The organism is Bradyrhizobium lablabi (assembly GCF_018129385.1).
Lineage (GTDB): Bacteria > Pseudomonadota > Alphaproteobacteria > Rhizobiales > Xanthobacteraceae > Bradyrhizobium > Bradyrhizobium lablabi_C.
On record NZ_JAFCLN010000005.1, the window covers coordinates 274,717 to 299,364 of the forward strand.

A 24,648-nucleotide genomic window follows, 5' to 3' on the forward strand; every position below is an offset into this window, starting at 1 on the left:
GCATGTTTCGCCATGTCAGGAATTTCGCGCTTGCGGCATTTGCGGCCGCAAGCCTGCTCGGGGCCGGCGCCGCGCAAGCGGCCTTCCCGGAGCGGCCGATCACGCTGATCGTGCCGTGGGCGGCCGGCGGCGGCACCGACGCGGTGGCGCGGCAGGTTGCCCTTCAGCTCGAACGCGATCTCAAGCAGCCGGTGAACGTCGTGAACCGCACCGGCGGCTCGGGCGTGGTCGGCCACCAGGCGATCGCCTCGGCCGCGCCTGACGGCTACACCTTCGGCCTCATCACGCTCGAGATCACCCTGATGCACTGGGTGGGGCTCACCGATCTCACCTACGAGAAGTATACGCCGCTCGCGCTGGTCAACCAGGATTATGCGGCGATCCACGTCAAGTCGGACTCCTCGTTCAAGAACGTCAAGGAGCTGTTCGCGCACATCAAGGCGAACCCGAACAAGCTCACGGCCTCCGGCACCGGGCAGGGCGGAAGCTGGCATGTCGCGCTTGCCGGCCTGATGCAGGCCGACGGCGTTTCGCCGGGCACGATCCGCTGGGTGCCATCCACGGGGGCTGCGACCGCGCTGACGGATCTGGCGGCCGGCGGCATCGATTTCGTGTCGTGCTCGATGCCGGAAGCAGAAGCCCTGCTCAAGGCGGGCCGCATCCGCAGCCTCGTGTTCTTTTCGCCCAAGCGTGCCCCGAATTTCCCTGATGTGCCGACCACCGAGGAGGCGACGGGTCACAAATGGCACAAGGGCGTGTGGCGCGGCTTTGCGGCGCCCAAGGGCCTGCCGCCGGAGATTGCCAAGCAGTACGAGACCGCGATCAAGAAGGTCTGGGACAGCGACGAGTTCAAGGAATTCATGACGCGCCGCGGCTTCGATGTGATCTGGATGGACGGGGCGAAGTACGGCGAGTTCATGAAGGCGGACGACAAGGACAACGGCGAGGCGCTGAAGTCGCTGGGGCTGGCGAAGTAGGGGAAGTGCCAGAGTGTAGGGCGGATTAGCGCAGCGTAATCCGCCACTGCGGCAAAAACAAAATCGGCGGATTACGCCTTCGGCTAATCCGCCCTACAGCTCGGGGCCGGCGAAGTAGGATGCCGCGCATACATGGGGCGCACGGCTGGGCCGATATGCGGAGTGCAACATGAAGTGAACCCGTTGTTAAGGATTGCCGCGCGGTGATTTGCGCGATTCCGATTCGTTCTTTGAGAACAAAATAGAGTCGGATGTAGAACATCCTGAGCGCGGATTGGCCTTGTCATCACCGCGCGAGCGCAACTGCGCTCGTTGCGGGCCGCCGTTGCGCTGATGCGGTGGGCCGGTCCGCCTGCACTTGCTACAGTCGCGCTCGTTCGACAGCGTGAGGCGTGCGGTTCATGGCGAAGAAAACGGCGAAACGGCCATCGCGGCCTACGGTCCTCGCGATCGACATCGGCGGTTCGCGCGTGAAGGTCATGACCAGCAGCGAGCGTATCAGGCGCGCGTTTGCGTCCGGCCCCGACCTTTCCGCGAAAGTGATGGTGAGAAACGTCAAGGCGCTGACCAAAGACTGGTCCTATGACGTCGTCGCGATCGGCTATCCGGGACCCGTGATCAACAACCGGCCCTTGTCGGAGCCGCACAATCTCGGTCGCGGGTGGGCCGGTTTCAATTTCGAAAAGGCGTTTGGCCGCCCGACCAAGGTCGTCAACGATGCGCTGATGCAGGCGATCGGCAGCTACCAGGGCGGCCGGATGCTGTTCCTGGGGCTCGGAACGGGTCTTGGCTCCGCGATGATCGCGGATGGCGTTCTGGAGCCGATGGAGCTCGCTCACCTGCCGTACCGCAACGGCAAGACTTTTGAGCAATGCGTCGGCGCCGCAGCCCTCAAGCGCGTCGGCCGAAAGAAATGGCAACGCGACGTCGATGACGTCCTCAAGCGCCTGTTCGCGGCACTGGAGCCGGATTACATCATGCTGGGCGGCGGCAACGTCGACAAGCTCGACAAGCTGCCGCGAAACGTCCGCCTCGGCGCCAACACCAACGCATTCGAAGGCGGATTTCGGCTGTGGAGGAAGGGGAAGGTGGGCTCGCGGAGGGCGAGTTAGCTCGCCCATGTTGCGTAGGGCGGATTAGCGCAGCGTAATCCGCCGCTTTGGTTGAAACCGTGACGGCGGGTTACGCTTCGCTAATCCACTATCCGGACGACGTGTAACGTGCTGGCGAAGCAGGGTGCGTAGGTCGCAGCCGTTGGGCTCAGCCCGGCACGCGCAGGCGGTAAGGCGGGGTTTGATTCAACTGTCAAACAGCAAGCGGACAGACTCTCGCATTCTCGCGGCGCGCTGCGCCCGAGCTTTGCGTCGGTTGCCGCTCCCTCCTGAAAAGGAGGGCGCAGGGAAAGCCGGGTGCACGCTGCACCCGAGGTCTCGTGTGCGTGCTTGCGCATAGAAGAAGTTGCACACGAGCATACAGGTGAAGCGGAGGCATTCCGGCTTCCCCTGCGCAATGGCTTTACGGCTTATATCGCGCTCTTCCCGGTGAGCGGGCTTGTTGTCACCGTCGCCGGCGGGACACTTCCCGCCAACTTAACGCCAGCGTCGCGGCGCCAGAACCACACGACTTCGCCGTACGCCCTTGCCCAGTCGTCCACTGAACAAGCGCGTCCACCGCATCCCATCCCAACGTTTGGTGGCGATGGCCAACGCCCCTCCTCGGGGATGAGGTGCCGCTGTTATAATTCTGATTTGCCGAAATTGACAAGCGGAATATTTTTTATTTCGGGGCTTGACATGATTTCCGAAAATCAGAACTGATTTGCCCGACGGGCTGATTTGTCGCAGCTGGGGCGCAAGATCGTGCTTGCGCGCGAGGCGACGCAGGATCGTGAGGGCGGATCGGTGACAGACGGAGGCCGCAACCAAACGTCCTTGTTTGCCAGCGTCAACGCCGGTCACGAAACCCGTTCGCGGAACGGCCGGAACTCGGAAAGCACGTATTCCATCGGCAGTGCCGACGCTCGATGAAAAATTCAATTGCAAGGAACGCCCCCAAAACGGCCACGTTGGCTTTGCGCAGGATGCTTGTGATGAAAACTCAGGGGATCCTGCCAAAACATTCCTTAGACATCGAGGGAGAGAACAAGCATGGCCAATCCACGCCAGGAAGGGAAGTCCACCCACACGGAGAACGTCGCGGAAACTGCGCAGCGCACGAACGAGAGGACCGCTGAGCAAACGAGACGGATCGGGCTCGCGGCGGCCCAGGCAGGGGAGGAGGTGACCAAGGCTGGCGCCCATTTGGCGCAGCAAAACGCCGAGATGCTACAGAACACATGGCGCCTCGGTCTGGACACGGCGACGAGTGTCGTGAGTCGCTCCACTGACCAGTTTGGTCGGACGTTCGGTTTGACGGGAGATGAAGCACAAAAGGCAACGGAACGCTCGGCCCGCAACGCTGAAGCGATCATGTACTCTGCATCTGCCCTCGCTCACGGGATGAACGGAGTGTCGCGAGAGTACTTTGCATTCCTTCGTCACCAACTCGAAACGAGCGTAGACCGGATGAACGAACTCTGGCGCTGCCGAACGCCTCAGGATCTGGCAGCCGTTCAAACCGATCTGTTGCGCGATTCCATGATGAATGCTCTCGAGAGCAGCCGCCGAATGGCCGACATGTCGCTCAGGGTAGCGGACGACGCTGGAAAGCACATCACTGAAAGTATCGAACGCACGCAGCGCGCAGCTTAGGTAAAGCTTCAGTAGAACGATGGTAACACGAGCGGCTGCATCTTGAGCCGCTCGCGTACCAGCGAGTCCTTGCCGACAATTATCGGCCTCATGGAGCGCGCGAGGTGGATTAGCCGAGGGCGGTTGAACCTTACGAGCCAGAGAAATTGCCCCCGCCCAGAGGTCGCTAAAAATTTCCTCGCGACGAACTGCCGCGGAACGAAGGGCGCGAGCAGTTGTTTCTGATCTGGGCGGGACACGGGAACTGAAGATGCTCCGCCCAGTTTGCGTTGCGATGGCGCTTGCCTGCACATCAGCATCGGCATCCGCCGAAACCTGCATCGCTTCCCACTACGGCTATAGCGGCGGTCGCACTGCATCCGGCGAGCGAATGAATCCGAATGCGATGACGGCGGCGCATCGTACCAGGCCATTTGGTTCTCAGGTCACCATCACTTCGCACAAGAGCGGTCGTAGCGTCATTGTCCGGATCAATGATCGCGGCCCATTCATCAAGGGACGGTGTATCGACCTGTCGACCGGTGCAGCCCGCGCGCTCGGGATGAATGGTATTCAGCGGGTGTCGCTCACCGAGCACCCGGTGCTGGCCCTAAGGGGGCCGTTGTGATGCGCCGCTATCCGAGCGGCGCGCAGGGCGGATTGGCCCAACCGGTCCGCGCGATGCGCGGCGAGTGCAATTGCGCTCGCGCGGCGATGACAGGCTCCTGCGTAATCAGCCGCATCGGTTGAATCCATAACGGCGGATTACGCTGTGCTAATCCCTCTACGGCTGGTTGCGGAGGCGGGAACTTTCCACGTTAAGACATTGGTTATTTGTTTGCGGTCATTTTCACGACCTCATTCAACAGGGAGTCACCATGTCTGACGTCACCATTCCCGGCGGCCGGATCCGTTCTTTCGTTGAGCGGATCGAGAACCTCGACACCGAATTGCAGGAGCTGAACGAGCAGAAGAAGGAAGTCTTTTCGGAAGCCAAGGGCGAGGGGTTTGATGTGAAGATCCTCAAGGAGATCATCAAGCTGAGGAAGCAGGACCAGGACGAGCGCGACGAGCGCGAAAGCCTGCTCGATCTCTACATGCGGGCGATGGAAACGGCGCCGCCGGAGCCAGCAGCGAAGGCGGCCTGAGCCGATCGAACAAGCGAGCGCAGTGCGGATGAGCCAACGGGTCGCGAATGCGCGCCCGGTTGGCTCATCCGGGCTACTTGCTAATGCGGCCTACGAGCTCTATTGCGCCCTGCGATGGGGTCATGACGTCTCGTCCTTCATGACAAACGGACCAAACAGTTTGCGGATTCGCTTCAGCAGGCGTCTCGATTTAGCATCGCTCGGCGCGACAACGGCTTCTGCCTCTACAGCGGCTAGTTTGCCATTGTCCCAGTAGACACCTTCGCGCCCTGGTCCGTCCGAGAGCAGAACTCGTCCTGGCTTTAATGGTCTTTCTTGGGAAGTTCCGTTTCTTACGATCCATTGAATGGTTTCGTCTATTGCCCAAACGTCCTCCGGAGTTGGGTCAGGTGCAAAGTAGTGGCAGTAGATCACTTCAAGTTGGGAGGCACCACGGTCGAAGTCACGAGTCGAACTAATGATCTTGTTGTAGCGTCTGACTTCGATTTCGTCTTTGCCAAGACAATCAAATCCGATGTGAACCACGCCGGGAATATCGGCTGGCAACTGGCTATTTGCTTCGGAAAGGCGCTTTGTAATATCACGTGCCTTTTTCTCAATCGCGGTTTCGGCCTGACTGTCCCATTTGTTTAGGACGGCCAAATCGATCTCCTTGACGTAGTGAGGATTGGATGCGTGCTGAATCCTCAACATGGACAGCAGGCTATCGCCACGCTTGTGATCGCCCGTTAATAGCTTTGTGAATAGTGGACTTGGATGAACGACCGGTTCTCTCTTGAGGGCGTCCTGCAGGTCATTCAGACTTAGGTCAGAAAAATCACCATCCGCTATTCGGTCGCTCCAGAGATATCCGGTCTTACATCCGTTCAGATACCGTCCCGTTCGATGAAAAATGTAGCCATCCGGAACCTGATTGAGTTCGACCTTAAACTCGATGTTCAGCAGGCACGAGCGTTCTTGCCGCACAAGCTTCGCGCAAGCGCCGTCCCATAGCTTGTGCATCCGGAGTCGTTCTGTCTCTACATATTCGCCGCCGCCCTCAAGTCGTTTACACTCAATAGCCCATCGCTTGCCGTCCAGTTCGACGTCGAGATCGTGCGATTTCCCCTCGCCAGGAGTTTCGGGCCGCATAACCACTTTCGCACCCGCTCTACCGTACGCCGCGGCAACAAGCATTTCGAACAAGAGCCCATTGGGCTGTGCCTTGTCATTGCGGACAAGCCGCTTGGCCCGATCCTCGAACCCATCGGTTGATTTCAGGATGTCGAGGGAGTGGCCAATAGTTGCCAGCACGGGTACGACGCGGGAGCCATAGTAGATTTCGTAATTCCAAGGATGATCATTGAAGGCCTCTCCCAAAAATAGAAACCAGCCGAAGAGATCGCGATCGTCGTAGTAAGTGCCTTTCTCCGTCGGCGGCCTTTCGCCAATCAAGCTTTGATGGAATCTCGTAGCAATCGCAGCTCGACGGCTTTCCCATTCGCCTTCCTTCAGCAGAGACTTGAAATACTCGACTGCTTTCTTCAGGTCCGGTTGTTGACCGTATAGCGGCCGTTCACCGCGTCTCAGGTGAAACATATCTTTGGGAAGCGTAATCTGCGACAAGGTCGGTACTCCGCATGGCGCTTTACAGTACCTGCGGTTGACGAGTATTTGTAGATCTACCTTTTTGGCTTTTTGATCCCTTATGATGGAGAAAGGGCCGCTCACTCGAGCGGCCTTCACAAACGAAATTAATTGCTTTCGCTATGAGTGTGCCTCGTCGTACCGCGCGTTCTACAGACCGATCGCTCGATTCCAATCGGCTATGTACATGTAGAGGCGCTGAAACTCGCTTGGGAGAAGCATGCGATTATGAGCAATGAAGTTCCTCGCCTTTTCCATTTCGTCCATTCTCTGCTTCAGCCAGTGCTGACTTGGTACGACGTCTTTGAAGTGATCCCACTTTGCAATGATGATTTGTGCGAGCTGGCCGAAGTCTACGAAGCCTAGTAGATCGGCTTTTTCACCTTCGAGCCAAGTATCTTTGAGCGCCGTTTCGCGGCGGCCCTCGGCATGCTCTTTGATCTTCGGCAGTAGCTTGTCTTGCCAGTCTACGCCTTCCTTTTCTTCTAAAGCTTCTCGAATGAAGTCCCGGATTTCATTCTCGAAGCAAAAGAGAACTGCGTAGAGCCGAGCCATCTCAAGCGCGTTGTTTCGTCTGGCTATCCCGAAAGGAGCCAGCGCCTCGCGCATCAAGTTTTCCTCTGTCTCCGTCTCGCTTGCGCCGATTTGAATTCCGGCGCGTCTGAATGTGTCCGCTTCCGCCTCGAACATGAGGCCTCGGAAGAGGAAATTGCGAATGTCACGATTAGTCAAGCAAGTGCTCCTTGAGCGACTTGAAGATCGAATTATAGACCTCTACGTCCTTCGTTGCTGGAAGGTGTATCTGAATATTGTAGTGAAAGCTGCGGTCAATGCCTCCGTGGTGCTTCCTAAGATTTGCGTCCGTATCTCCGCCATTTGTCCGGTCATCTAAATTGAGCTGCACAGCTACATCGGCCTTTGCCTTATCTGAAGCGGTTTTAGAGAGGTCGGCCAGCGGGAGGAGACCAAAGAAGGTCTTCGTCATCAGTGTGGCAACATTGTCGCTTGCATTATGATAGCTCTTGAACTTTCCCTCGATTGCATTTCGGTCAGAGGCGGTTGGCTGCTCCTTGATGAGAAAGATGTCACCGTACGCTTCTCTGATTGCTTGCCCGAGGACGTGCTTTGATCGGGAGTGATCACGATAATCTTGGTAGCGTTGGGTTGGCATTCCGTCTGCTGTTAAAAACCCCAGGGCCTTGAGCAACGGAATAAACGCGCGATCGTTGGTTGATGTGAAACCCCAATCCTTCAGCAGTTGAATGGAAAAGCGGTCAGGCGCCTGACCATCCTGAATTTTCCGAAACAGATCAGGGATACGGTTTGTAGGCAGCACATATGCGTTGGTCAGCGCCATGTCTGATTTCTCAATGTTCGCTCCGCAACCACATTTAATATGTGTACTACTTCAAGTTTAGTTAGATATTCATGCTTTGTTCGCATGTGTCAAGGGCGACGCGCATTGCGTCGCCCCAACACTGTTATTAGCGCGGTTGGGTAAATTTTCCTCACGAACATCCCGTCGTGCTGCCACAAGTATCGCACTTCATGCAGGTCCCATTCCGCACCAGCGTGAAGTTGCCGCATTCGCTGCACATCTCGCCTTCGTAGCCCTTGGCTTTCGCTTCGGCGCGGCGTTCGGCCTTGGACGGGGCGGCGACTGCCGCGGCGCCCGCCTTGCTCCATTGTAGCTGCTCCAGCCGCTCGGTCGGGGAGAGGTCGTGGCTGACTTCCTGCTTCAGGGCGACGGCGCCGTCGATGGCGTCGCCGACGCGGCTGTGGTTGGGGCCGAGCGCGGTGACGCGGGCGCCGCCGGCGGGAGCGTTGTCGGCATTGGCCGAGACCGCCGCCGAGCCGCCGCGCATCACGACCAAGTTGTCGGTGCGGGAGCGGGTGAGGCCCTTCGACAGATATTTTGTCGCCTGGGCGCCGGTCTCGTCCGGCTCCTTGCCTTCCTCGACGCCCTTGCCGAGCGCGTCAAAGCCGCTCTCGTTGGGGTCGACATGGGCGAGATCGAAGCGGCTCATGTAGCTGACCGCGAGCTCGCGGAAGACGTAGTCGAGGATCGAGGTCGCATATTTGATGCTGTCGTTGCCCTGTACGGGCCCCGCCGGCTCGAAGCGGGTGAAGGTGAAGGCGTCGACATATTCCTCCAGCGGCACGCCGTATTGCAGGCCGAGCGAGACGGCGATCGCAAAGTTGTTGATGAAGGAGCGCAGCGCCGCGCCTTCCTTGTGCATGTCGATGAAGATCTCGCCGAGACGGCCATCGTCATATTCGCCGGTGCGAAGATAGACCTTGTGGCCGCCGACCACCGCCTTCTGGGTGTATCCCTTGCGTCGGTCCGGCATCTTCTCGCGCTCGCGCATCACGACGATGCGCTCGACCAGTTTTTCGACGATCTTTTCCGAGACCTGCGCGGCGCGCGCGGCCATCGGCTTCTCGTAGAGCTGCTCCACCACATCGTCCTCGTCCTCATCGTCAGAGATGAGCTGCGAGTTGAGCGGCTGGCTCAACTTCGAGCCGTCGCGGTAGAGCGCGTTGGCTTTCAATGCGAGTTTCCACGAGAGCAGGTAAGCGGACTTGCAGTCCTCCACCGTGGCGTCGTTCGGCATGTTGATGGTCTTGCTGATCGCGCCGGAGATGAACGGCTGCGACGCCGCCATCATGCGGATGTGGCTCTCGACCGAGAGATAGCGCTTGCCGATCTTGCCGCAGGGATTGGCGCAGTCGAACACGGGATGGTGCTCGGCCTTCAGATGCGGCGCGCCTTCCACCGTCATCGCGCCGCAGATGTGCACGTTGGCGGCCTCGATCTCCCGCCTGGTGAAGCCGACGGCCGAGAGCAGGTCGAAGCCGGGGGCGGCGATCGCTTCCGCGCCGATGCCGAGCTGGTCGCGGATAAAATCCTCGCCAAAGGTCCACTTGTTGAAGGCGAACTTGATGTCGAAGGCGGTCGGCAGGGCCTTTTCCACTTTCGCAATGGCTTCATCGGTGAAGCCCTTTGCCTTCAGCGTCGAGGCGTTGATGCCGGGGGCGTTCGACAGCGAGCCGTGGCCCACCGCATAGGCCTCGATCTCGGCGATCTCGCTCTCGCGGTAGCCGAGCGCGCGCAGCGCCTCGGGGACCGCCTGGTTGATGATCTTGAAGTAGCCGCCGCCGGCCAGCTTCTTGAACTTGACCAGCGCAAAGTCCGGCTCGATGCCAGTGGTGTCGCAATCCATCACGAGGCCGATGGTGCCGGTCGGCGCCACCACGGTGGTCTGCGCGTTGCGATAGCCGTGCTGTTCGCCGAGCGAGAGCGCAGCGTCCCAGGCGAGCTTGGCGCGGGTGACGATGTCGGCTTGCGGGCAAGCGGCGTGATCGAGCGCCACCGGGTTGACCGAGAGCGCTTCATAGCCCGCGGTCTCGCCATGGGCGGCGCGGCGGTGATTGCGGATCACGCGCAGCATGTGGCCGGCGTTCTTCTTGTAGCCGGGGAAGGCGCCGAGCTCCTTGGCCATCTCGGCCGAGGTCGCGTACGCGACGCCGGTCATCACAGCGGTGAGCGCGCCGCAGAGCGAGCGGCCTTCCTTCGAGTCATACGGCAGGCCCATGGTCATCAAGAGGCCGCCGATATTGGCGAAGCCGAGGCCGAGCGTGCGGAACTCGTAGGAGAGTTCGGCGATCGCCTTCGACGGGAACTGCGCCATCATGACGGAGATTTCCAGCACGATGGTCCAGAGCCGGCAGAGGTGCTCGTAGGACTCGACGTCGAAGCGCTTGGTTGACGTGCTGTAGAACGTCAGCAGATTCGCCGAGGCGAGGTTGCACGCGGTGTCGTCCAGGAACATGTACTCCGAGCACGGGTTCGACGCGCGGATGTCGCCGGACGCCTTGCAGGTGTGCCAGTCGTTCATGGTGGTGTTGAAGTGCAGGCCGGGATCGGCGCTCGCCCAGGCGGCGTAGCCGATCTTTTCCCAGAGGTCGCGGGCCTTGAGAGTCTTCGTCACCTTCTTCGTCGTGCGGCCGATCAGATTCCAGTCGCCATTCGTTTCCACGGCGCGAAGGAAATCGTCCTTCAGCGAGACCGAGTTGTTGGAGTTCTGGCCTGACACCGTAAGGTAGGCTTCCGAATCCCAGTCGGTGTCGTAGATGTCGAACTGGATGTCCTTGTAGCCCTGCTTGGCAAACTGGATCACCCGCTTGATGTAGTTGTCGGGCACCAGCGCGCGGCGCGCGAGCTTGATCTCGCGGCGGAGCGCAGGATTCTTCTCGGGGTCGAAGCAATCATCGCCACTGCCTTCGCAGTTGACGCAGGCCTTCATCACGGCCTTCAGATGCTTCTGGTTGATCTTTGAGCCGGTGACGAGGGCGGCGACCTTCTGCTCCTCCTTCACCTTCCAGTCGATATAGGTCTCGATGTCGGGGTGATCGACGTCGACCACCACCATCTTGGCGGCGCGGCGCGTCGTGCCGCCGCTCTTGATCGCGCCCGCGGCGCGGTCGCCGATCTTGAGGAAAGACATCAGGCCGCTGGAGCGGCCGCCGCCGGACAGGCGCTCGCCTTCACCGCGCAGGCGGGAGAAGTTGGAGCCGGTGCCGGAGCCGTATTTGAACAGGCGCGCCTCGCGCACCCAGAGGTCCATAATGCCGCCCTCGTTGACGAGGTCGTCCTCGATGCCCTGGATGAAGCAGGCATGCGGCTGCGGATGCTCATAGGCCGACTTCGACTTGGTCAGCTTGCCGGTCTTCCAGTCGACGTAATAGTGGCCCTGGCCGGGACCATCGATGCCGTAGGCCCAGTGCAGACCGGTGTTGAACCATTGCGGCGAGTTCGGCGCGACCATCTGTTTTGCCAGTTGGAAGCGGAGCTCGTCATAGAAGGCCTGCGCGTCTTCTTCTGAGGAGAAATAGCCGCCCTTCCAGCCCCAATAGGTCCAGCAGCCGGCGAGGCGATCGAACACCTGCTTTGCGCTGGTTTCGCCGACGATGCGCTCTTTCTCAGGCAGCAGGGCAAGCGCCTCCTGGTCGGGCACCGAGCGCCACAGCCAGGACGGCACGGTCTCTTCCTCGACCTTCTTCAGGCGCGCGGCCACGCCCGCCTTGCGGAAATACTTCTGGGCCAGCACGTCGGAGGCGACCTGCGACCAGAACTGGGGCACTTCGACATTTTCGGCGCGGAACACGATCGAGCCGTCGGGATTGCGGATCTCGGATGTCGTCAATCTGAAATCAATCCCGGAGTAGGGTGACTGACCGGCGGTGGTGTTGCGGCGTTCGATTCGCATTTTTGTCGTGCCCCGTGTTCTTCTCCCGGCTCGCGCCGGATGTTTGTTCCTTGAGCGAAATTCCGATCCCGCGCATTCGGTTCGAATGCCGCGGTCCCTTCACTTCGCGGTTAAGCCGGTGGATCCGGCCCAGTTTCTCTCGCCACCGATTCGATGCCATCCAGGCACCGACGCCGCAGCGGCACGCGCCCTTCCACCCCAACGGGGTTTTCAGGCCCATGCATTCAACGCCCCAAACGCAAACTCCGACCCCGTTATCCCCGGCCGTTTCCGGCCTGCCCGTCGGGCCTGTTTCCGGCCCGTTTGCGTCCCCCAGGAGGTCCCGAATTTCGGGCAGACAAGCCCTTCACCCGCTGCCTCGACCGGCGTGGCGGAGTGGTCATTTCGGACCCTTTGGGATCGACCGGCGGGACCCAAACTCACTCGCGCCGAACAGGATGAAGGCTAGGACAAACCCGTTACGCCCGTCAAGGATTAGTACGAGTTCCTGAATCAAATACTAAATATGGTGGAAAGGGAGGGAAAACAGGGGCCGATGCCGCGCCTGTGATCGAGCCAAGTATCAGTGAGTCCTCAGGGATTCGGAAGGGAAAAGAATCTTCCCACAGGGTGTGAATTCGCGCTGCGCCCGCTGTTCACAGGCGAACTATTTATTGCGGCCCGGCCATTGCACTTTCGAGACTCACGTAAGGCTACGGAGGGGACGTGGCTGGCATGTCCGCGCGCCCGCGGCGGGGGCCTCATGAACGGGCAGAGCGGAGCTCGATTCCACCCTGATTGCGTCTCCCATGACAGAATCAAAAACGGCCGCGCGAGCGCGGACTTGCGCCCCCGGGCTTCCTGTTCCTTGCCATCACGTCGGTGGGGTGGGGCTTCAACTGGCCGGTGACAAAATACCTGCTCGGCGAATTGCCGCCGCTGACGCTGCGCGGCTGCATGGGTGTGATCGGCAGCGCTGCTGCTGGCGGCGCTTGCGGTGGCGCGAGGGCAGGGGCTTGCCGTCGCCGGGGGACAATGGCCGCGGCTGGTGCTGGCGGCGATTCTCAACGTCACATGCTGGATGGTGCTGATGGCGTTCGCGCTGCTGTACCTGCCGGCGAGCGAGGCAACGCTGATCGCCTGCACCATGCCGGTGTGGGCGTCGCTTCTGGCTTGGCCGGCGCTGGGCGAGCGGCCGAAGGTGTTGCGATTGCGCTGGTGATGGCGTTCGCGGGCCTCGCCAGCATCATGGGCGGCAACGGCTTTGGCGCCAGCATCGCCAAGCTGCCGGGAATCCTGATGGCGCTCGGCGGTGCGTTCGGCTTTGCGCTCGGCCCGGGCCAGATCGCGCCGCTGATCCTGACGCTGGCCGCGGTCGTGCTGGCGACGCGATCATAAGTCTTCATTTTCTCGGGAGCAGGCGTACCTGCATACAGGCGGCGGCTTTCTCGGGCCGTTCATCAATATTAAATTTTGGCCACGGCCCTGCACACGGGTTGCGTGCCGGAAACTATGGGCCCTTGGCCAGTTGAATGTTCAGTAAAGAGCGGAGGCTTTAAAATGAGAAAAGCAGTATTGGCGTTAGTGACCACTGCTACGGTAGGTGTCGCGACGCTGGCGGCCCCATCACAAGCCCATGCGTGGCGAGGCGGCTGGGGCTGGGGTCCCGGTATCGCGGGCGGCCTCATTGCCGGCGCAGTGATCGGTGGCATCGCTTCCAGCGCCTATGCCTACGGCCCTTATGGCTACTACGGCGGAGGACCGTATGGCTATTACGGCGGCTACGGGCCGGCGTACAGCTACGGCTATTACGGCGGCGGCCCGTATTATTACGGCGGTTACCGGCGCGCTTACTACGGCGGGCCTTATTATGGATATCGGCGCGCCTACGCTTACGGCCCGCGCTACTATCGCAGCTATGGCTACGGCTGGTGATCGCCACGGCGTGACCTGAAAGTTCCCGTGAACGAAAGGCCGCAGGACTGTCTGCGGCCTTTTTTCGTGTGCGCGCCGAGTTCCATTCCGGGTGTTGCGATGGTACCCGACAACTCTGGGTTCGCTGTTAAGGCGGCCTTAGCATCGTCAGGCGAAGCTCAGCTTTTCAAAATCGGGTTGGCTTTGCGACATGCTCAAGAACGGCACCTATGTAGCGTATTACACGACACCCCTGAACCAGGGCGCCGGCGTCGCGCACATCCAGGACGGCAAGCTCACCGGCAGCGACAGCATCATGAACTATGACGGCACCTACGAGGTCGACGGCAACCGCTTCAGGGGAATTCTCAGGACCACGCGGCACTCGGAAGGACATGCAACGGTGTTCGGCGTGGACAATCTCACGCTGCGCATTGAGGGAATTTGCATCGGCAAGGTCGCGAGCTACGTTGCCACGGCGGACGAAGTGCCCGGCATGGTGCTCGAAGGCACGCTGATCCGCAGCGAAGAGGTTTCTTCCGAGCCAAAGGCGAGCCGGCCGCTGCCGCCGTTCGATCCCGAACGTCTTCCGAAGCATCCGCTGCGCTCGCGCTGAACGGTGACGGCGGTGACGCAGTCGCCGTTCTCGGTGCCGCGTGTTGCTTGCGTCCTTCCGGCGCCTTGACCCATTGGCTTAGTGACATAAAGGATGCGAGCGAAGGCGATCAGCATAGTTGAGACGCCGCGGCCTGCCACCCTCGGAACTGCGGTGGCGGCGCGCCGCATCACGGCGCTCAGGCGGTCACGATCGGATACTTCTTCTTGTGCAAATTCTGCATCACCGTCTGGTCAAGAGGAAAGTGCGCTTGGAGTAACTGCGGCGGCGTCAGCGCCATCCACTGGTTGAGTGATAGATCCGCGAAGTAGCTGCTTCTAAACATTTCCAGGAAGCGCAAAGGGGTGTTACCAGTGTTTTCGATGTAATGGCCCATTGCGAACGGGACGTAGCCGACATCACCGGCCCGATAGTCGAATGTGCGCGCTGTTCCTTGAGCGCCGAACACACCCATGCGCCCTTGCCCTTCGATGTAGTATTGCCATTCATCTACATTGGGATGCCAATGCAGTTCGCGCGCGCCGCCCGGCTCGACTTCGACCAAAGCTGCGGCGACCGTTTTCGACGCTTTGAATACGCTCGAATCGGCGATACGCACAGTTCCGCCTTTGGTTCGGATCGGTTCTTGCGTCATGAGCCGATGCTTGAAGGTTTGCGGCACGGGCTCGGCGCCCATCAGCTTGTCGGGACCGAGTGGCCCCGGTACGTCGGATTTGAAGATGTAGCGCCGGCTCGGATCGGGCAGATGCGCAAAGTTGTCGCTGGGGACGCCGAAGTTCTTGCCCAGCACCTCTTGGGGTATGTGCTTGAACCAGTCGGTGATGAGGAAGGTGTCATCTTCGTCGAACGATCCGTCGTCGAAGACCAGCAGGAATTGGCAGCCGTCGGGACCTAATCCCTGGATCGAATGCGGCACCCCGCCTGGGAAATACCAAAGGTCACCGACGCCCACGTCGTCGACGAAATTATTGCCTCCCTGGTCAATCGCGGTGATGCGGGCGGTGCCGTAAAGCATATAGGCCCATTCGGCCTGCTTGTGCCAATGCAGTTCGCGGATACTGCCGGCGTTCAACCGCATTTCGACGCCGGCCAGAGTCGTGGAGATGCCGAGCTCGCGCTGAGTGACCTGCCGCGTCCAGCCGCCGTCGGTCTGGCGTGTATGCGCATCCGCAAAAGAAAAACGCAGGTTCGGCAGCGTGCCCTGGTCCGTCGAAGGCGGATTGAGCATGTCGGGATTTTCTCGGTCGCGCGCGAGATCGCGTGGGCCTGGGTCGGTTCCGCCAAGACCCAGAGCGCGATTGGGTTGCGGCAACTGCGGGCCCGTCTGCCCCATCGCCGCGGAGGTTGCGGCCAGAAGTCCGCCAGTAGCACCGACGGCAACGATATCGCGACGTGAAATTGGCTTCATGATGTTATCTCGTCTTGAGAGCCTTCCAATTGCATAAGATCGACAGGGAGAAGGCAGTGTTGGTGGTATTGCGCAGACGCCGAAGAACGCGCGACGCCCTTGGCTCTGATGTGCTCATCACAGCTGGCTGAGCAAACCGTACAATCCATATTTGGCGCACAAATTGCCGTGAGGGATCGCCTGATGGAAGACGTGTGGCGCAACAAATTGGGCCTGCAAGGCTAGCGCTATTTTGCTGCGGCGCATGGGTCTCTGCTGGCCCCTTACAGACATGTTGTGGTGTCCGCTCGAGTCCGGAATGTGGACCGAAGCGGTCGTCTACCGGCGACCCCCGATTTATGTACTCACATCCTGATTGCCCAGCGCCTGCCGTACCATCTGCGCCAGTTGCGCCTTGCGATACGGCTTCGTCAGCAGCAGCACGCCTTTCTCGAGGCGGCCGTGGTGCATGATCGCGCTGTCGGTGTAGCCTGAGGTGTAGAGCACCTTCATGCCGGGACGCAGCTTCTGCACCTCGTCGGCGAGCTGGCGGCCGCTCATGCCGCCGGGCATGACGACGTCGGTGAACAACAGATCGAAGCTCTCGCCGTTTTTGACATGCGCCAGCGCGGCAGGGCCGTCGGCCGCGGCGACGGTCTTGTAGCCGAGGCCTTGCAGTTGCGTGGTGACGAAATTGCGCACCAGCGTGTCGTCCTCCACTACCAGAATAGTCTCCGAACCCGTGGCCGGCGCGATGGCGGGCGCGGCGGCGGTCTCGATGTCGCCGGCCGCGGGCGGCAGATAGAGCTTGACCGTCGTGCCCTGGCCTTCCTCGCTGTAGATGCGCACGTGCCCGCCGGACTGGGTGGCAAAGCCATAGACCATGGAAAGACCGAGCCCGCTGCCCTTGCCGGTTTCCTTGGTGGTGAAGAACGGCTCGAACGCCTTGTCCTGCACCGATTGCGGCATGCCGCTCCCGGTGTCGCTGACCGCAATCAGGACGTAGCTGCCCGGCGCTACGTCCGGATTGGCTTCGACATAGTCGGCATCGAGCTCGACGTTGCGGGTTTCCAGCAGCAGCTTGCCGCCGTTCGGCATCGCATCGCGCGAATTGATCGCGAGATTGAGCACGGAGTTGGCAAGCTGCGAGGGGTCGACATGGGAGAAGCCGACCTGCTTGTCCAGCGCCGTGATGATCTCGATCTGCTCGCCGAGCGTCGGCTTGAGCAGCTTTGCGACGTCGGTGATGGTGCCGTTGACGTCGACATTGCGCGGCTGTAGCGGCTGGCGGCGCGCAAAGGCGAGCAGGTGCTGGATCAGCTCGGTGCAGCGCTGTGCCGCCTGGTCGATCAGCGCGGCGGTGTGCCGCAAATGCGGCTTGTCGGAAAGTCCGGCCACCAGCGTCTCGGTGGTGCCGGTGATGACGGTGAGCATGTTGTTGAAATCATGCGCGACGCCGCCGGTGAGCTTTCCGATCGCGTCGAGCTTCTGCGACTGCTGGAGCTTGCGCTCGGTTTCGCGCGAGGCCGAGATGTCGTGATAGACCAGCGCCGCGCCGCTGATCGCGCCCGCGGTATCGCGCAGCGGACGGCCGCTGATCACGAGATGGACGGCGTCGGCGCCGCTGCGGGGGCGGACGATCATCTCGAAATCGTCGAACTCCTCGCCGCGCAGCGCGCGCGTTGCGGGCAGTTCGTCCGGCGCGGCCGGCGTGACGCCGTCGGCATGAAAGACCGTGCTCAGCGCGCGCAACTTCGTGATGTTCATGCCGGGACGGTAGCGCAGCATTTTCTCGGCGGCCGGATTGGCGAGCAGGACTTCGCCGCCGGTATCGATGACGAGCACGGCCTCGCCCATGCTGTGGAAGGTGCTGCGTAGTACCGCCGCGGAGAGCCGCAGTTCCTCATGGGCAGCGACCAGATGTTCCGTTCGTTCCGCGACCGCCGCCTCGAGCGCTTCGTTGCTGGCCATGCTGGCGCTGAGGGAATCCGCAAGCGCCCGGTTGGAGCGCCGGGTCAGTTTCATCAGGACGACCGCGAGCACCAGGATGGTGACGACGCCGGCGAGGTCGACCGCGAGCAGGAAACGGCCGCTCGCCCTCGACTGCGCGGACTGGTCGGCGAGCCGCGCCTGCTCCTCGGCGATGGCCTTGTCGAAATTGACGCCGATCGCATCGGTGACGGTACGGCCCTCCGCCCTCGCGATCAGGGCCGCGACGCCCGCCGCATCGCCCGCGGCATGAAGGCGGATCAGTTCGCGGCTGACGGCAAGCCGGCGTTCGGTCAGCTTGCGCGTTTCCTCGATCACCGCGCTCTCGGCGGTAAAATCACTGATATGTTCGAGCAGTCTGGAGAACGCCGGCGGGATCGCCTCGGCGCTCTCGTTGAATTCTCTCGTGAAGGCGGGATCGCCGGTGAGCGCGAAGCCGCGCGAAGCGCTCTCGGCGCGGCGGATCAACAGGCGCAGATCCGAGATATATTTCAGCCCGGTCACCGAATGATTGACTGCGGCCTGGTCGGAGCGCGATTTGAGATCGAGCCCGATCGCGGCAGCGCTGATGACAAGCAGAATCGCGAGACTTGCTCCAAGGATCAAACGCTGCGACGGCATCGGCCTGTTGTTGTTATTGCTTGGAATGGGCGCCCATTGTCGGTTTGTTGAGGCAGTCGTTGACGGCGGCCAGCAGCGCCTTCGGCGTGAACGGCTTGCGCAGGCAGTGCGTGGCGCCGAGCTCGAGCGTCATGCGCAGGAAATCGGGAGAGGCCGTGTCTGCGTTGGCGAAGGCATAGCCCGACATCGCGATCAGCGGAATGTCGGGCGCGCGCTCATGGAATACGCGGATCGACTCGAAGCCGCGCATATGGGGCATGAAGATGTCGACCAGCATCACATCGAAGGTGGCGGATGCAAGCTCGCGCATGCCCGCTTCACCACCATCCGCAATGGTGACTTCCAGGCCTTGCCGTTGCAGACAGACCTCGATGGCGATGCACACCATCGGGTCATCATCGACCACAAGCACACGCGGCAAAATAGCGTCCTTCACGACCCGCGATTCGGGAGAAAAGCCGAAGTTTTCGCGAACGACAGCTTTCGCCAGAGGATTTGTTTTTTCAATCGAAAAGAGTTGGAGGTGAGTCGGGAACAGGTGTCTGCACGCTAGGGTGCATTGTCTGTTTGCCTGGTGACGATTTGCCTGTAGCTGTGCTGGAACGGCTGCACATTCACCTGTTTGCTGGCATCCCAGCACCTATTGTTTTCCCGGAAAAGCAAATCGGTCGCATGACTGTTGTTCCCAACGCGGGCCGCGCCCGGATCTCACCGCTCGGCCTTGCATTCCTGGGCGTGGCCTCGATCGGCTGGGGCCTCAACTTTCCCATCATGAAGCATCTGCTTTCCGAGTGGCCGCCGCTCTCCTCGCGCGGGCTCTGCGGCATCGTGGGCGCTGCGGGGCTGGCGCTGGTTGCGCTTGCACGGCGGCAAAGCCTCGCGGTGCCCAAGGACATGCGGCTGCGGCTGGTGTTGGTGTCGGTCCTGACGATCGGAAGCTGGATCGCCTTCATGGGGCTGGCGCTGCTGTGGCTGAGCGCCAGTGAAGCGGCGATACTCGGCATTTCCATTCCTGTCTGGGTGGCGTTTCTGGCCTGGCCGATCCTCGGTGAACGACTCTCCGTTCTGCGCGCGGCCGCGCTGACGGTAGCTCTGGCAGGTATCGTGGTGCTGATCGGCGGCAACGGCATCGATGCCAGCGTCGAAAAACTGCCGGGCCTGTTGTGTGCGCTGATCGGGGCGGTCGGCGTCGCGCTCGGTACGGTGCTGACCAAACATTTTCCGCTCAAGATGCCGCCGCTGTCGCTGGCGGCGTGGCAGATCGCCATCGGCTGCGTGCCGATTGCGATCGTCGGGCTTGCGGTCGAACAACCGCAGCTTTCGGCGCTGTCAGCGACCGGATGGGCGTCGATGATCTACATGACGCTGATCCAGTTCTGTCTGTGTTACGTCTGCTGGTTCGCCGCGCTGGAACGGCTGCCGGCGGCGACCGCCTCGATCGGCACTTTGCTGGTTCCGGTAGTGGGCGTGCTGGCGGCTGCCGCCATGCTGCACGAGCCGCTGGGTTTTCGCGAAGTGACGGCGCTTGCGGTGACGCTCGGCGGCGTCGCGGTGGCGCTGCGCTCCTGATTGAAAAAGGGCGGCGCTCAGGCGCCGCCCTTTGTTCGAACTCGCTCTATCGCTGACGGTTACGGGCAGGGGTGCCGCTGTCCGTCATAACCTAGGTAGGTTCCCGACGCGGGATCATAAGAGCGGTACCGCTGCGCACAGTAGGATGCGTCGCCGCCTTCGGGAGCCACGGCTACCGTGCTGTCGTCGTAGTAGTAGCTGTCATCATAGTAGTAGGGATCGTAGCCCGACCCGTAATAGGCGTAGCTGCTGCCGATCCCGGCTCCGATCGCAACACCGGGCCAGAAGCCGCTGCCGCGATGATGATGGCGGCCATGCCAATTGCCGCGCCCGGCCCAATTGCCGCCGGCCCAGCGTGGGCCACCGGTTACGCCAGTGGTCGGGCTACCCGCATAGCGCGGGCCTGACGGTGCAACGATCGGGCTGCGGCCGGTCGCTGCGACACCACCGCCGCGGAAGCCGCCTCCACCGGGCGCCATCGCCGGGCCGCCACCACGAAAACCGCCTCCGCCACCGGGCGCCATCGCTGCGCCGCCGCCACGAAAACCTCCGCCACCTCCGATGGCGGCCCCGCCGCCACCGCCGCGGAAGCCACCGCCACCGCCCATGGCCGCGCCGCCGCCGCCACCTACGGGTGCGCCGCCGGCACGGCTGCCTCCGCCGGCAGGTGCTTGCGCAAAGCTGCTATCTGGTGTCACCAGCGGCAGGACCAGCGCGATCGCAGCCGCTGCGCTCAAAATCTTCAGATTGATCATCTTCAACTCCATCTCCGGAAACCTGAGGCCCAACCCGTTGAGCGGGCAGTCGTTCCTGAGCCGCGCACGAATTGTGCGCGAGCGGAGGTTTTCAACCTGCAACTGTATGCGGCATGAACGGATTGCGCCGATTCCACGGCATTCGCCGCCTTCACGCCAGCGTGACCCGTCTGGACAAGTTTGACGCGGGGTGGCATCAGAGCCGCACGTTTCTGGCAATGCCTCCCGAACCGGCCGAGATCAGATGAAACAATTTTTGCTGAAATTCTTCACCTGGTGGAACGGCCAGACTTTTGGCACGCAATTGTGGACGTGGCGGTTCGGCGAACTGGTCGGCGAAGACGGGCAGGGCAACCGCTACTACCGCACCAAGGGCGGCGCGATCGACCCGACGCTCGGCTTCGAGCGGCGCTGGGTGATCTATAACGGCTATGCGGAAGCCTCGCGCATCCCGCCGGAATGGCATGGCTGGATCCATCACACCGTCGACGTCCCGCCGACCGAGCAGAATTACACGCCGCGCGAATGGGAAAAGCCGCATGTGCCGAACATGACCGGCACGCCGCAGGCCTATCGGCCCTCCGGCTCGACGCTGGCGAGCGGCCGTCGCCCGAAGGCGACAGGCGATTATCAGGCCTGGACGCCGGGCAGCTAGCTCGCTTCTCGAAGGACGCTCGAAGTTCTCAGCAGCATAGCGCTATTTCGATCGTGCAAGCGAAATCGATGTTGCGTCGCGATTGCCTGTGAACAACGGGAACAGCGGGGACGCGCACGACGCCGTCGTTGCGCGTTTCGCGGGAATGAGGCTCAATAGTCCCATCTTACGGAGATGGGAAACCATCGCGTCGGTGTCGGGCTCCAGTCGCGACTGTCCCGATTTGCAGCGGCTACCGATCAGGATACGGCCGGGAGATAGGCCCCCGGTGCAGAAGTTCTGAGATCGCCCCGCTAATGTGTGGCCGCCGTGAGACAGGAAAGGCCGCCTGGGAAACCGGGCGGCCTTTTTCTGTTGTGCGATCATTTTGCCGCGGCTGCGGTCAGCCGTGCGCCGGCGCGGCCGATCTTCTCCGCGCGGCGCGCTTGCGCCGGAGCGATTCGTTCCCTGAATGCTGCCAGGATTTCCGGCGATGCCGTATCCGGCGAACCGGAATTGAACGGCGGGGCGGGATTGTATTCGAGGCGCAGCTGAATCGCTTCCGCGGTCCGGCGGTCGCGCAGCTGCGACACCAGCGTCAGCGCAAAGTCGATCCCGGCCGTGACGCCGCCGCCGGTGATGCGGTTGCGGTCGACGCACACCCGCTCCTTGGTCGGGATCGCGCCGAAGGCGGAGAGGAAATCCATCGCAGTCCAGTGGGTGGCGGCGCGATAGCCTTTGAGCAGGCCAGCGGCGCCGAGCACCAGCGAGCCGGTGCAGACCGAGGTGATGTACTTCGCCCCGTCCGCCTGCTTGCGCAGAAAGGCGAGGATCTCCTCGTCGTTGATCGCATCGTCGGTGCCCAACCCGCCGGGCACGCAGATCACGTCGAGCTGCGGGCACTCGGCAAAACTGACGGTTGGCGTGATCGTCAGCACGGAGTCGCTCGGCACCGGCTCGATCCGCTTCCAGACCAGATGCACCTGCGCATCCGGCACGCTGGAAAACACCTGCAAGGGGCCGGTGAAATCAAGCTGGGTCACGCGGGGAAACAGCACGATACCGATCTGGAGCGGCGCCGACATTTTTGATCTCCGATTTGCGATGTCTCGTCATTGCCGGGCATGACCCGGCAATCCATCCGCTTCGCAAAATGATTCTTGCGAAGAGGATGGATGCCCGGATCAAGTCCGGGCATGACGACTTGCCTGTTGACAGAACCATCATCGCATGATGCCCTTCCGTCCGAAATGCCATATTTCCCTCATTTCAGGACATGAGCAAGCAAATGATAGGCGTGCTGATCTTTCCGAATTTCCAGTTGCTGGATGCGGCGGGGCCGATCTCGGTGTTCGAGATCGGTGCGCGCTTCTCGGGGACCGATCCCGCTATCAAGGTGATGGCGGTGACGCCGGGGCCGGTGCGCAGCTCATCGAGCGTCGAGATGCTCGCGCGCGGTTTGCGCCCCTCGGGCGCCATCACCACGCTTGTCATCGCGGGCGGCGAGGGCGTGCGCACGGCTGCCGCCTGTCCGAAGACGCTGGCCTTCGTGCGCGGCTTGGCGAGGCGCGGCGTGCGGGTCGCGAGCGTGTGCTCCGGCGCCTATGTGCTGGCGGAGGCCGGCCTGCTCGACGGCCGTCGCGCCACCACGCACTGGCAGCGCACCGGCCATTTCGTCAAAGCCTATCCGGACGTAAAACTCGAGGCCGACCGCATCTATGTGCGCGACGGCGATATCTGGACATCGGCCGGCATCACCGCCGGCATCGATCTGGCGCTCGCGATGGTGGCCGAGGATTACGGCGACGAGATCGCGCAGAAGACCGCGCGGCAGCTCGTGCTCTATCACCGCCGTTCCGGCGGGCAGTCGCAGTTCTCCTCGCTGCTCGAACTGAAGGCGCCGACGGGGCGGTTCGGACCGTTGCTCGCCTGGGCGCGCGAAAATCTTGATGCGCCGCTGACGGTGGAAGACATGGCCGAATGGGCCGGCATGAGCTCGCGGCATTTTACCCGCGCCTTCATCGCGGAGACCGGCACCACGCCGTCGAAAGCGGTGGAGCGGCTGCGCATCGAAGTGGCGCGCCAGCGCGTGCAATCGTCGAGCGAGGCTATCGAGCGCGTGGCCGAGATCACCGGCTTTCGCGACCCCGAACGGATGCGGCGCGCCTTCATCCGCGCCTTCGGCCAGCCGCCGCAGTCGCTGCGGCGTGCGGCGCGGGCGAGCTAGCGCCAGGCTCTCTATCTGCGGAAATCCAGCCGTCCCTCCGGAAAGCGGCCATCGATGCGCCGCTCGTCCACGATCAGGCCTACCCAGGGACGGCTGATCGCCGGGCTGGTGAGATTGATGTACTTTCCGACCAGCCGTAAGCCCAGGCGTCTTGCATCGATCAGTCCTTTGCGCGCGCCGGAACTCCAGTCGAAATAGAGATAGACGCGGTCTTCTAGAATTTTCGCTTCGCCGCGGCCCTGTTTCCATTTGTCGGCAGCATCGCCGGGAATGGTGGGGTCAGCCGCGCCGTTCCAGCGGCTCGACCAATCGCCTTCGATCGAGTTCGACGGCCGGATCGCAGCTACCGTGCACCAGATGGCGGCGTTGGCGTCACTTGCCAATCCTTGCAGCGTCGTTTTGCCGGCGAACTGCATGACCTCAGTGTCATCGGGATCGGGCACGTCCATCACACCGAATGGATTTCGGGTTCCGCTCGCTTCCTGTCGAACAGCCTTGATTTCGGATTTCATGTGGCATCTCCAGTTGCAGATATGGTTGCGCTGAAATTTGCAAGTTGGACGCACCGGAGCCACCCGATTCCAGAGAACGCTGCGGCCGTTGACGCGCGGCGCCGATGGCCGCGGTGAAAATGGCCGGTGCTAACCGGCCATCGCCGTCGTGAGTCACGCGTGTCGACCCGCGCGCTTATTCAGTTGTGCTTCTTAATGAAGATGCGTGCGCTCTGGATGCTCTGCGCTGTGTGGATGCGCGCGCGTTCGTAGGGCGTAACGACGCCGTCGGCCTTGGCTTGGTTCTCCAGGTTCTGCACGCGGGCCTGACCCTGAGCCAGTTTCGCGGTCTCGTTCCAGGTCAGTCGGCCGGATTGCATGCCCTTGACGATACGGTACGACTGGGCGTTCTGCCGCGCGTCGATCCACGGCGTGCCGGCGAAGGCGGCGCCTGACGTTACGGCCAGAACCAGCGAAGCAGCAATGATGGTCTTCATGGTAATCATCCCTCTGTTTGCCGCTGCGGTGACGACACCATTGTCGGCACTCGATCAGCGAGTACGCACAGGATGAGCGACGCGCGAACGAAAGAATGTGCGAGCAATCACGCAGCAGCGTGAATCTCCCTGAAGTTACAAACGTTTAATGGAAACGAAGATGAACGGATTGACAGAATTGAACCCGTGCGACGCAGCGCGCGTTTGATTGCGCACGAG

General features: G+C 61.7%; 21 protein-coding genes and 1 pseudogene. 11 read left to right on the top strand and 11 right to left on the bottom strand.

The features are described from left to right. The first annotated feature begins 2 nt into the window (after positions 1 to 2). The 5 genes from JQ628_RS13335 to JQ628_RS13355 all read left to right on the top strand — a co-directional run bounded on the left by JQ628_RS13335 (position 3) and on the right by JQ628_RS13355 (position 4,854). A complete protein-coding gene (locus JQ628_RS13335; RefSeq protein WP_212223020.1) occupies positions 3 to 977 on the top strand; it encodes a tripartite tricarboxylate transporter substrate binding protein in 975 nt (324 codons plus the stop codon). Positions 978 to 1,378: 401 nt separating this feature from the next. Next, on the top strand, positions 1,379 to 2,089 hold the full coding sequence (locus JQ628_RS13340; protein ID WP_212223021.1) for an ROK family protein: 711 nt from the start codon (positions 1,379 to 1,381) through the stop codon (positions 2,087 to 2,089). A gap of 1,035 nt (positions 2,090 to 3,124) precedes the next feature. Next, positions 3,125 to 3,727: a phasin family protein gene (locus tag JQ628_RS13345; RefSeq protein WP_212223022.1), complete on the top strand. Its 603-nt coding sequence runs from the start codon at positions 3,125 to 3,127 to the stop codon at positions 3,725 to 3,727. Between the two features lie 250 nt (positions 3,728 to 3,977). Next, positions 3,978 to 4,334: a septal ring lytic transglycosylase RlpA family protein gene (locus tag JQ628_RS13350; protein ID WP_212223023.1), complete on the top strand. Its 357-nt coding sequence runs from the start codon at positions 3,978 to 3,980 to the stop codon at positions 4,332 to 4,334. A gap of 250 nt (positions 4,335 to 4,584) precedes the next feature. After that, positions 4,585 to 4,854 (top strand): DUF2312 domain-containing protein, encoded by a 270-nt coding sequence (locus tag JQ628_RS13355; RefSeq protein ID WP_212223024.1) that lies wholly within the window; start codon positions 4,585 to 4,587, stop codon positions 4,852 to 4,854. Positions 4,855 to 4,974: 120 nt separating this feature from the next. On the opposite strand, the gene JQ628_RS13360 is transcribed toward JQ628_RS13355, so the two are convergent. The 4 genes from JQ628_RS13360 to JQ628_RS13375 form a co-directional block, all read right to left on the bottom strand. Beyond that, positions 4,975 to 6,459, bottom strand: coding sequence for a transposase (locus tag JQ628_RS13360; RefSeq protein ID WP_212223025.1), 1,485 nt, complete (start codon positions 6,457 to 6,459; stop codon positions 4,975 to 4,977). A gap of 171 nt (positions 6,460 to 6,630) precedes the next feature. Next, positions 6,631 to 7,212 carry a Swt1 family HEPN domain-containing protein gene (locus JQ628_RS13365; protein WP_212223026.1) on the bottom strand — a complete coding sequence of 194 codons (582 nt, stop codon included), beginning with the start codon at positions 7,210 to 7,212 and terminating at the stop codon, positions 6,631 to 6,633. Further along, positions 7,205 to 7,837: a DUF5343 domain-containing protein gene (locus JQ628_RS13370; RefSeq protein ID WP_212223027.1), complete on the bottom strand. Its 633-nt coding sequence runs from the start codon at positions 7,835 to 7,837 to the stop codon at positions 7,205 to 7,207. The genes JQ628_RS13365 and JQ628_RS13370 overlap by 8 nt, the downstream gene beginning before the upstream one ends. A 151-nt stretch (positions 7,838 to 7,988) precedes the next feature. Next, positions 7,989 to 11,750, bottom strand: coding sequence for a vitamin B12-dependent ribonucleotide reductase (locus JQ628_RS13375; protein ID WP_212223028.1), 3,762 nt, complete (start codon positions 11,748 to 11,750; stop codon positions 7,989 to 7,991). Positions 11,751 to 12,538: 788 nt separating this feature from the next. Between JQ628_RS13375 and JQ628_RS13380 the strand changes: the two are divergent. The 3 genes and pseudogenes from JQ628_RS13380 to JQ628_RS13390 all read left to right on the top strand — a co-directional run. Further along, positions 12,539 to 13,064: pseudogene (locus tag JQ628_RS13380) on the top strand (DMT family transporter); the annotation flags it as partial. A gap of 225 nt (positions 13,065 to 13,289) precedes the next feature. After that, positions 13,290 to 13,664, top strand: a complete 375-nt coding sequence (locus JQ628_RS13385) for a hypothetical protein (protein WP_212223029.1) — start codon at positions 13,290 to 13,292, stop codon at positions 13,662 to 13,664. A 190-nt stretch (positions 13,665 to 13,854) separates the two neighbouring features. Then, complete coding sequence (locus JQ628_RS13390) at positions 13,855 to 14,259, top strand: hypothetical protein (protein ID WP_212223030.1); 405 nt, start codon at positions 13,855 to 13,857, stop codon at positions 14,257 to 14,259. Positions 14,260 to 14,437: 178 nt separating this feature from the next. On the opposite strand, the gene JQ628_RS13395 is transcribed toward JQ628_RS13390, so the two are convergent. The 3 genes from JQ628_RS13395 to JQ628_RS13405 form a co-directional block, all read right to left on the bottom strand. Continuing rightward, positions 14,438 to 15,667, bottom strand: a complete 1,230-nt coding sequence (locus JQ628_RS13395; protein ID WP_212223031.1) for a cupin domain-containing protein — start codon at positions 15,665 to 15,667, stop codon at positions 14,438 to 14,440. 336 nt (positions 15,668 to 16,003) lie between these two features. Next, the gene (locus tag JQ628_RS13400; protein WP_212223032.1) at positions 16,004 to 18,256 is read right to left on the bottom strand and encodes a CHASE3 domain-containing protein; all 2,253 of its coding nucleotides are present in this window, start codon (positions 18,254 to 18,256) and stop codon (positions 16,004 to 16,006) included. Positions 18,257 to 18,269: 13 nt separating this feature from the next. After that, complete coding sequence (locus JQ628_RS13405) at positions 18,270 to 18,677, bottom strand: response regulator (RefSeq protein ID WP_212223162.1); 408 nt, start codon at positions 18,675 to 18,677, stop codon at positions 18,270 to 18,272. A gap of 251 nt (positions 18,678 to 18,928) precedes the next feature. Between JQ628_RS13405 and JQ628_RS13410 the strand changes: the two genes are divergently transcribed. Further along, the gene (locus JQ628_RS13410; protein ID WP_212223033.1) at positions 18,929 to 19,825 is read left to right on the top strand and encodes a DMT family transporter; all 897 of its coding nucleotides are present in this window, start codon (positions 18,929 to 18,931) and stop codon (positions 19,823 to 19,825) included. 59 nt (positions 19,826 to 19,884) lie between these two features. On the opposite strand, the gene JQ628_RS13415 is transcribed toward JQ628_RS13410, so the two are convergent. Further along, positions 19,885 to 20,580 (bottom strand): BA14K family protein, encoded by a 696-nt coding sequence (locus tag JQ628_RS13415; protein WP_212223034.1) that lies wholly within the window; start codon positions 20,578 to 20,580, stop codon positions 19,885 to 19,887. A 244-nt stretch (positions 20,581 to 20,824) separates the two neighbouring features. Here JQ628_RS13415 and JQ628_RS13420 point away from each other — a divergent pair, with 244 nt between their 5' ends. Then, positions 20,825 to 21,235, top strand: coding sequence for an NADH:ubiquinone oxidoreductase subunit NDUFA12 (locus JQ628_RS13420; protein ID WP_212223035.1), 411 nt, complete (start codon positions 20,825 to 20,827; stop codon positions 21,233 to 21,235). A gap of 362 nt (positions 21,236 to 21,597) precedes the next feature. Here the strand turns inward: JQ628_RS13420 and JQ628_RS13425 are convergent, their stop codons facing one another. After that, complete coding sequence (locus JQ628_RS13425) at positions 21,598 to 22,299, bottom strand: DJ-1/PfpI family protein (RefSeq protein WP_212223036.1); 702 nt, start codon at positions 22,297 to 22,299, stop codon at positions 21,598 to 21,600. A gap of 203 nt (positions 22,300 to 22,502) precedes the next feature. Between JQ628_RS13425 and JQ628_RS13430 the strand changes: the two genes are divergently transcribed. Beyond that, positions 22,503 to 23,441 (top strand): GlxA family transcriptional regulator, encoded by a 939-nt coding sequence (locus JQ628_RS13430; RefSeq protein WP_212223037.1) that lies wholly within the window; start codon positions 22,503 to 22,505, stop codon positions 23,439 to 23,441. An 11-nt stretch (positions 23,442 to 23,452) separates the two neighbouring features. Here the strand turns inward: JQ628_RS13430 and JQ628_RS13435 are convergent, their stop codons facing one another. Next, a complete protein-coding gene (locus JQ628_RS13435) occupies positions 23,453 to 23,953 on the bottom strand; it encodes a hypothetical protein (protein ID WP_212223038.1) in 501 nt (166 codons plus the stop codon). A gap of 179 nt (positions 23,954 to 24,132) precedes the next feature. Continuing rightward, a complete protein-coding gene (locus tag JQ628_RS13440; protein WP_212223039.1) occupies positions 24,133 to 24,429 on the bottom strand; it encodes a hypothetical protein in 297 nt (98 codons plus the stop codon). Positions 24,430 to 24,648: the final 219 nt, after the last annotated feature.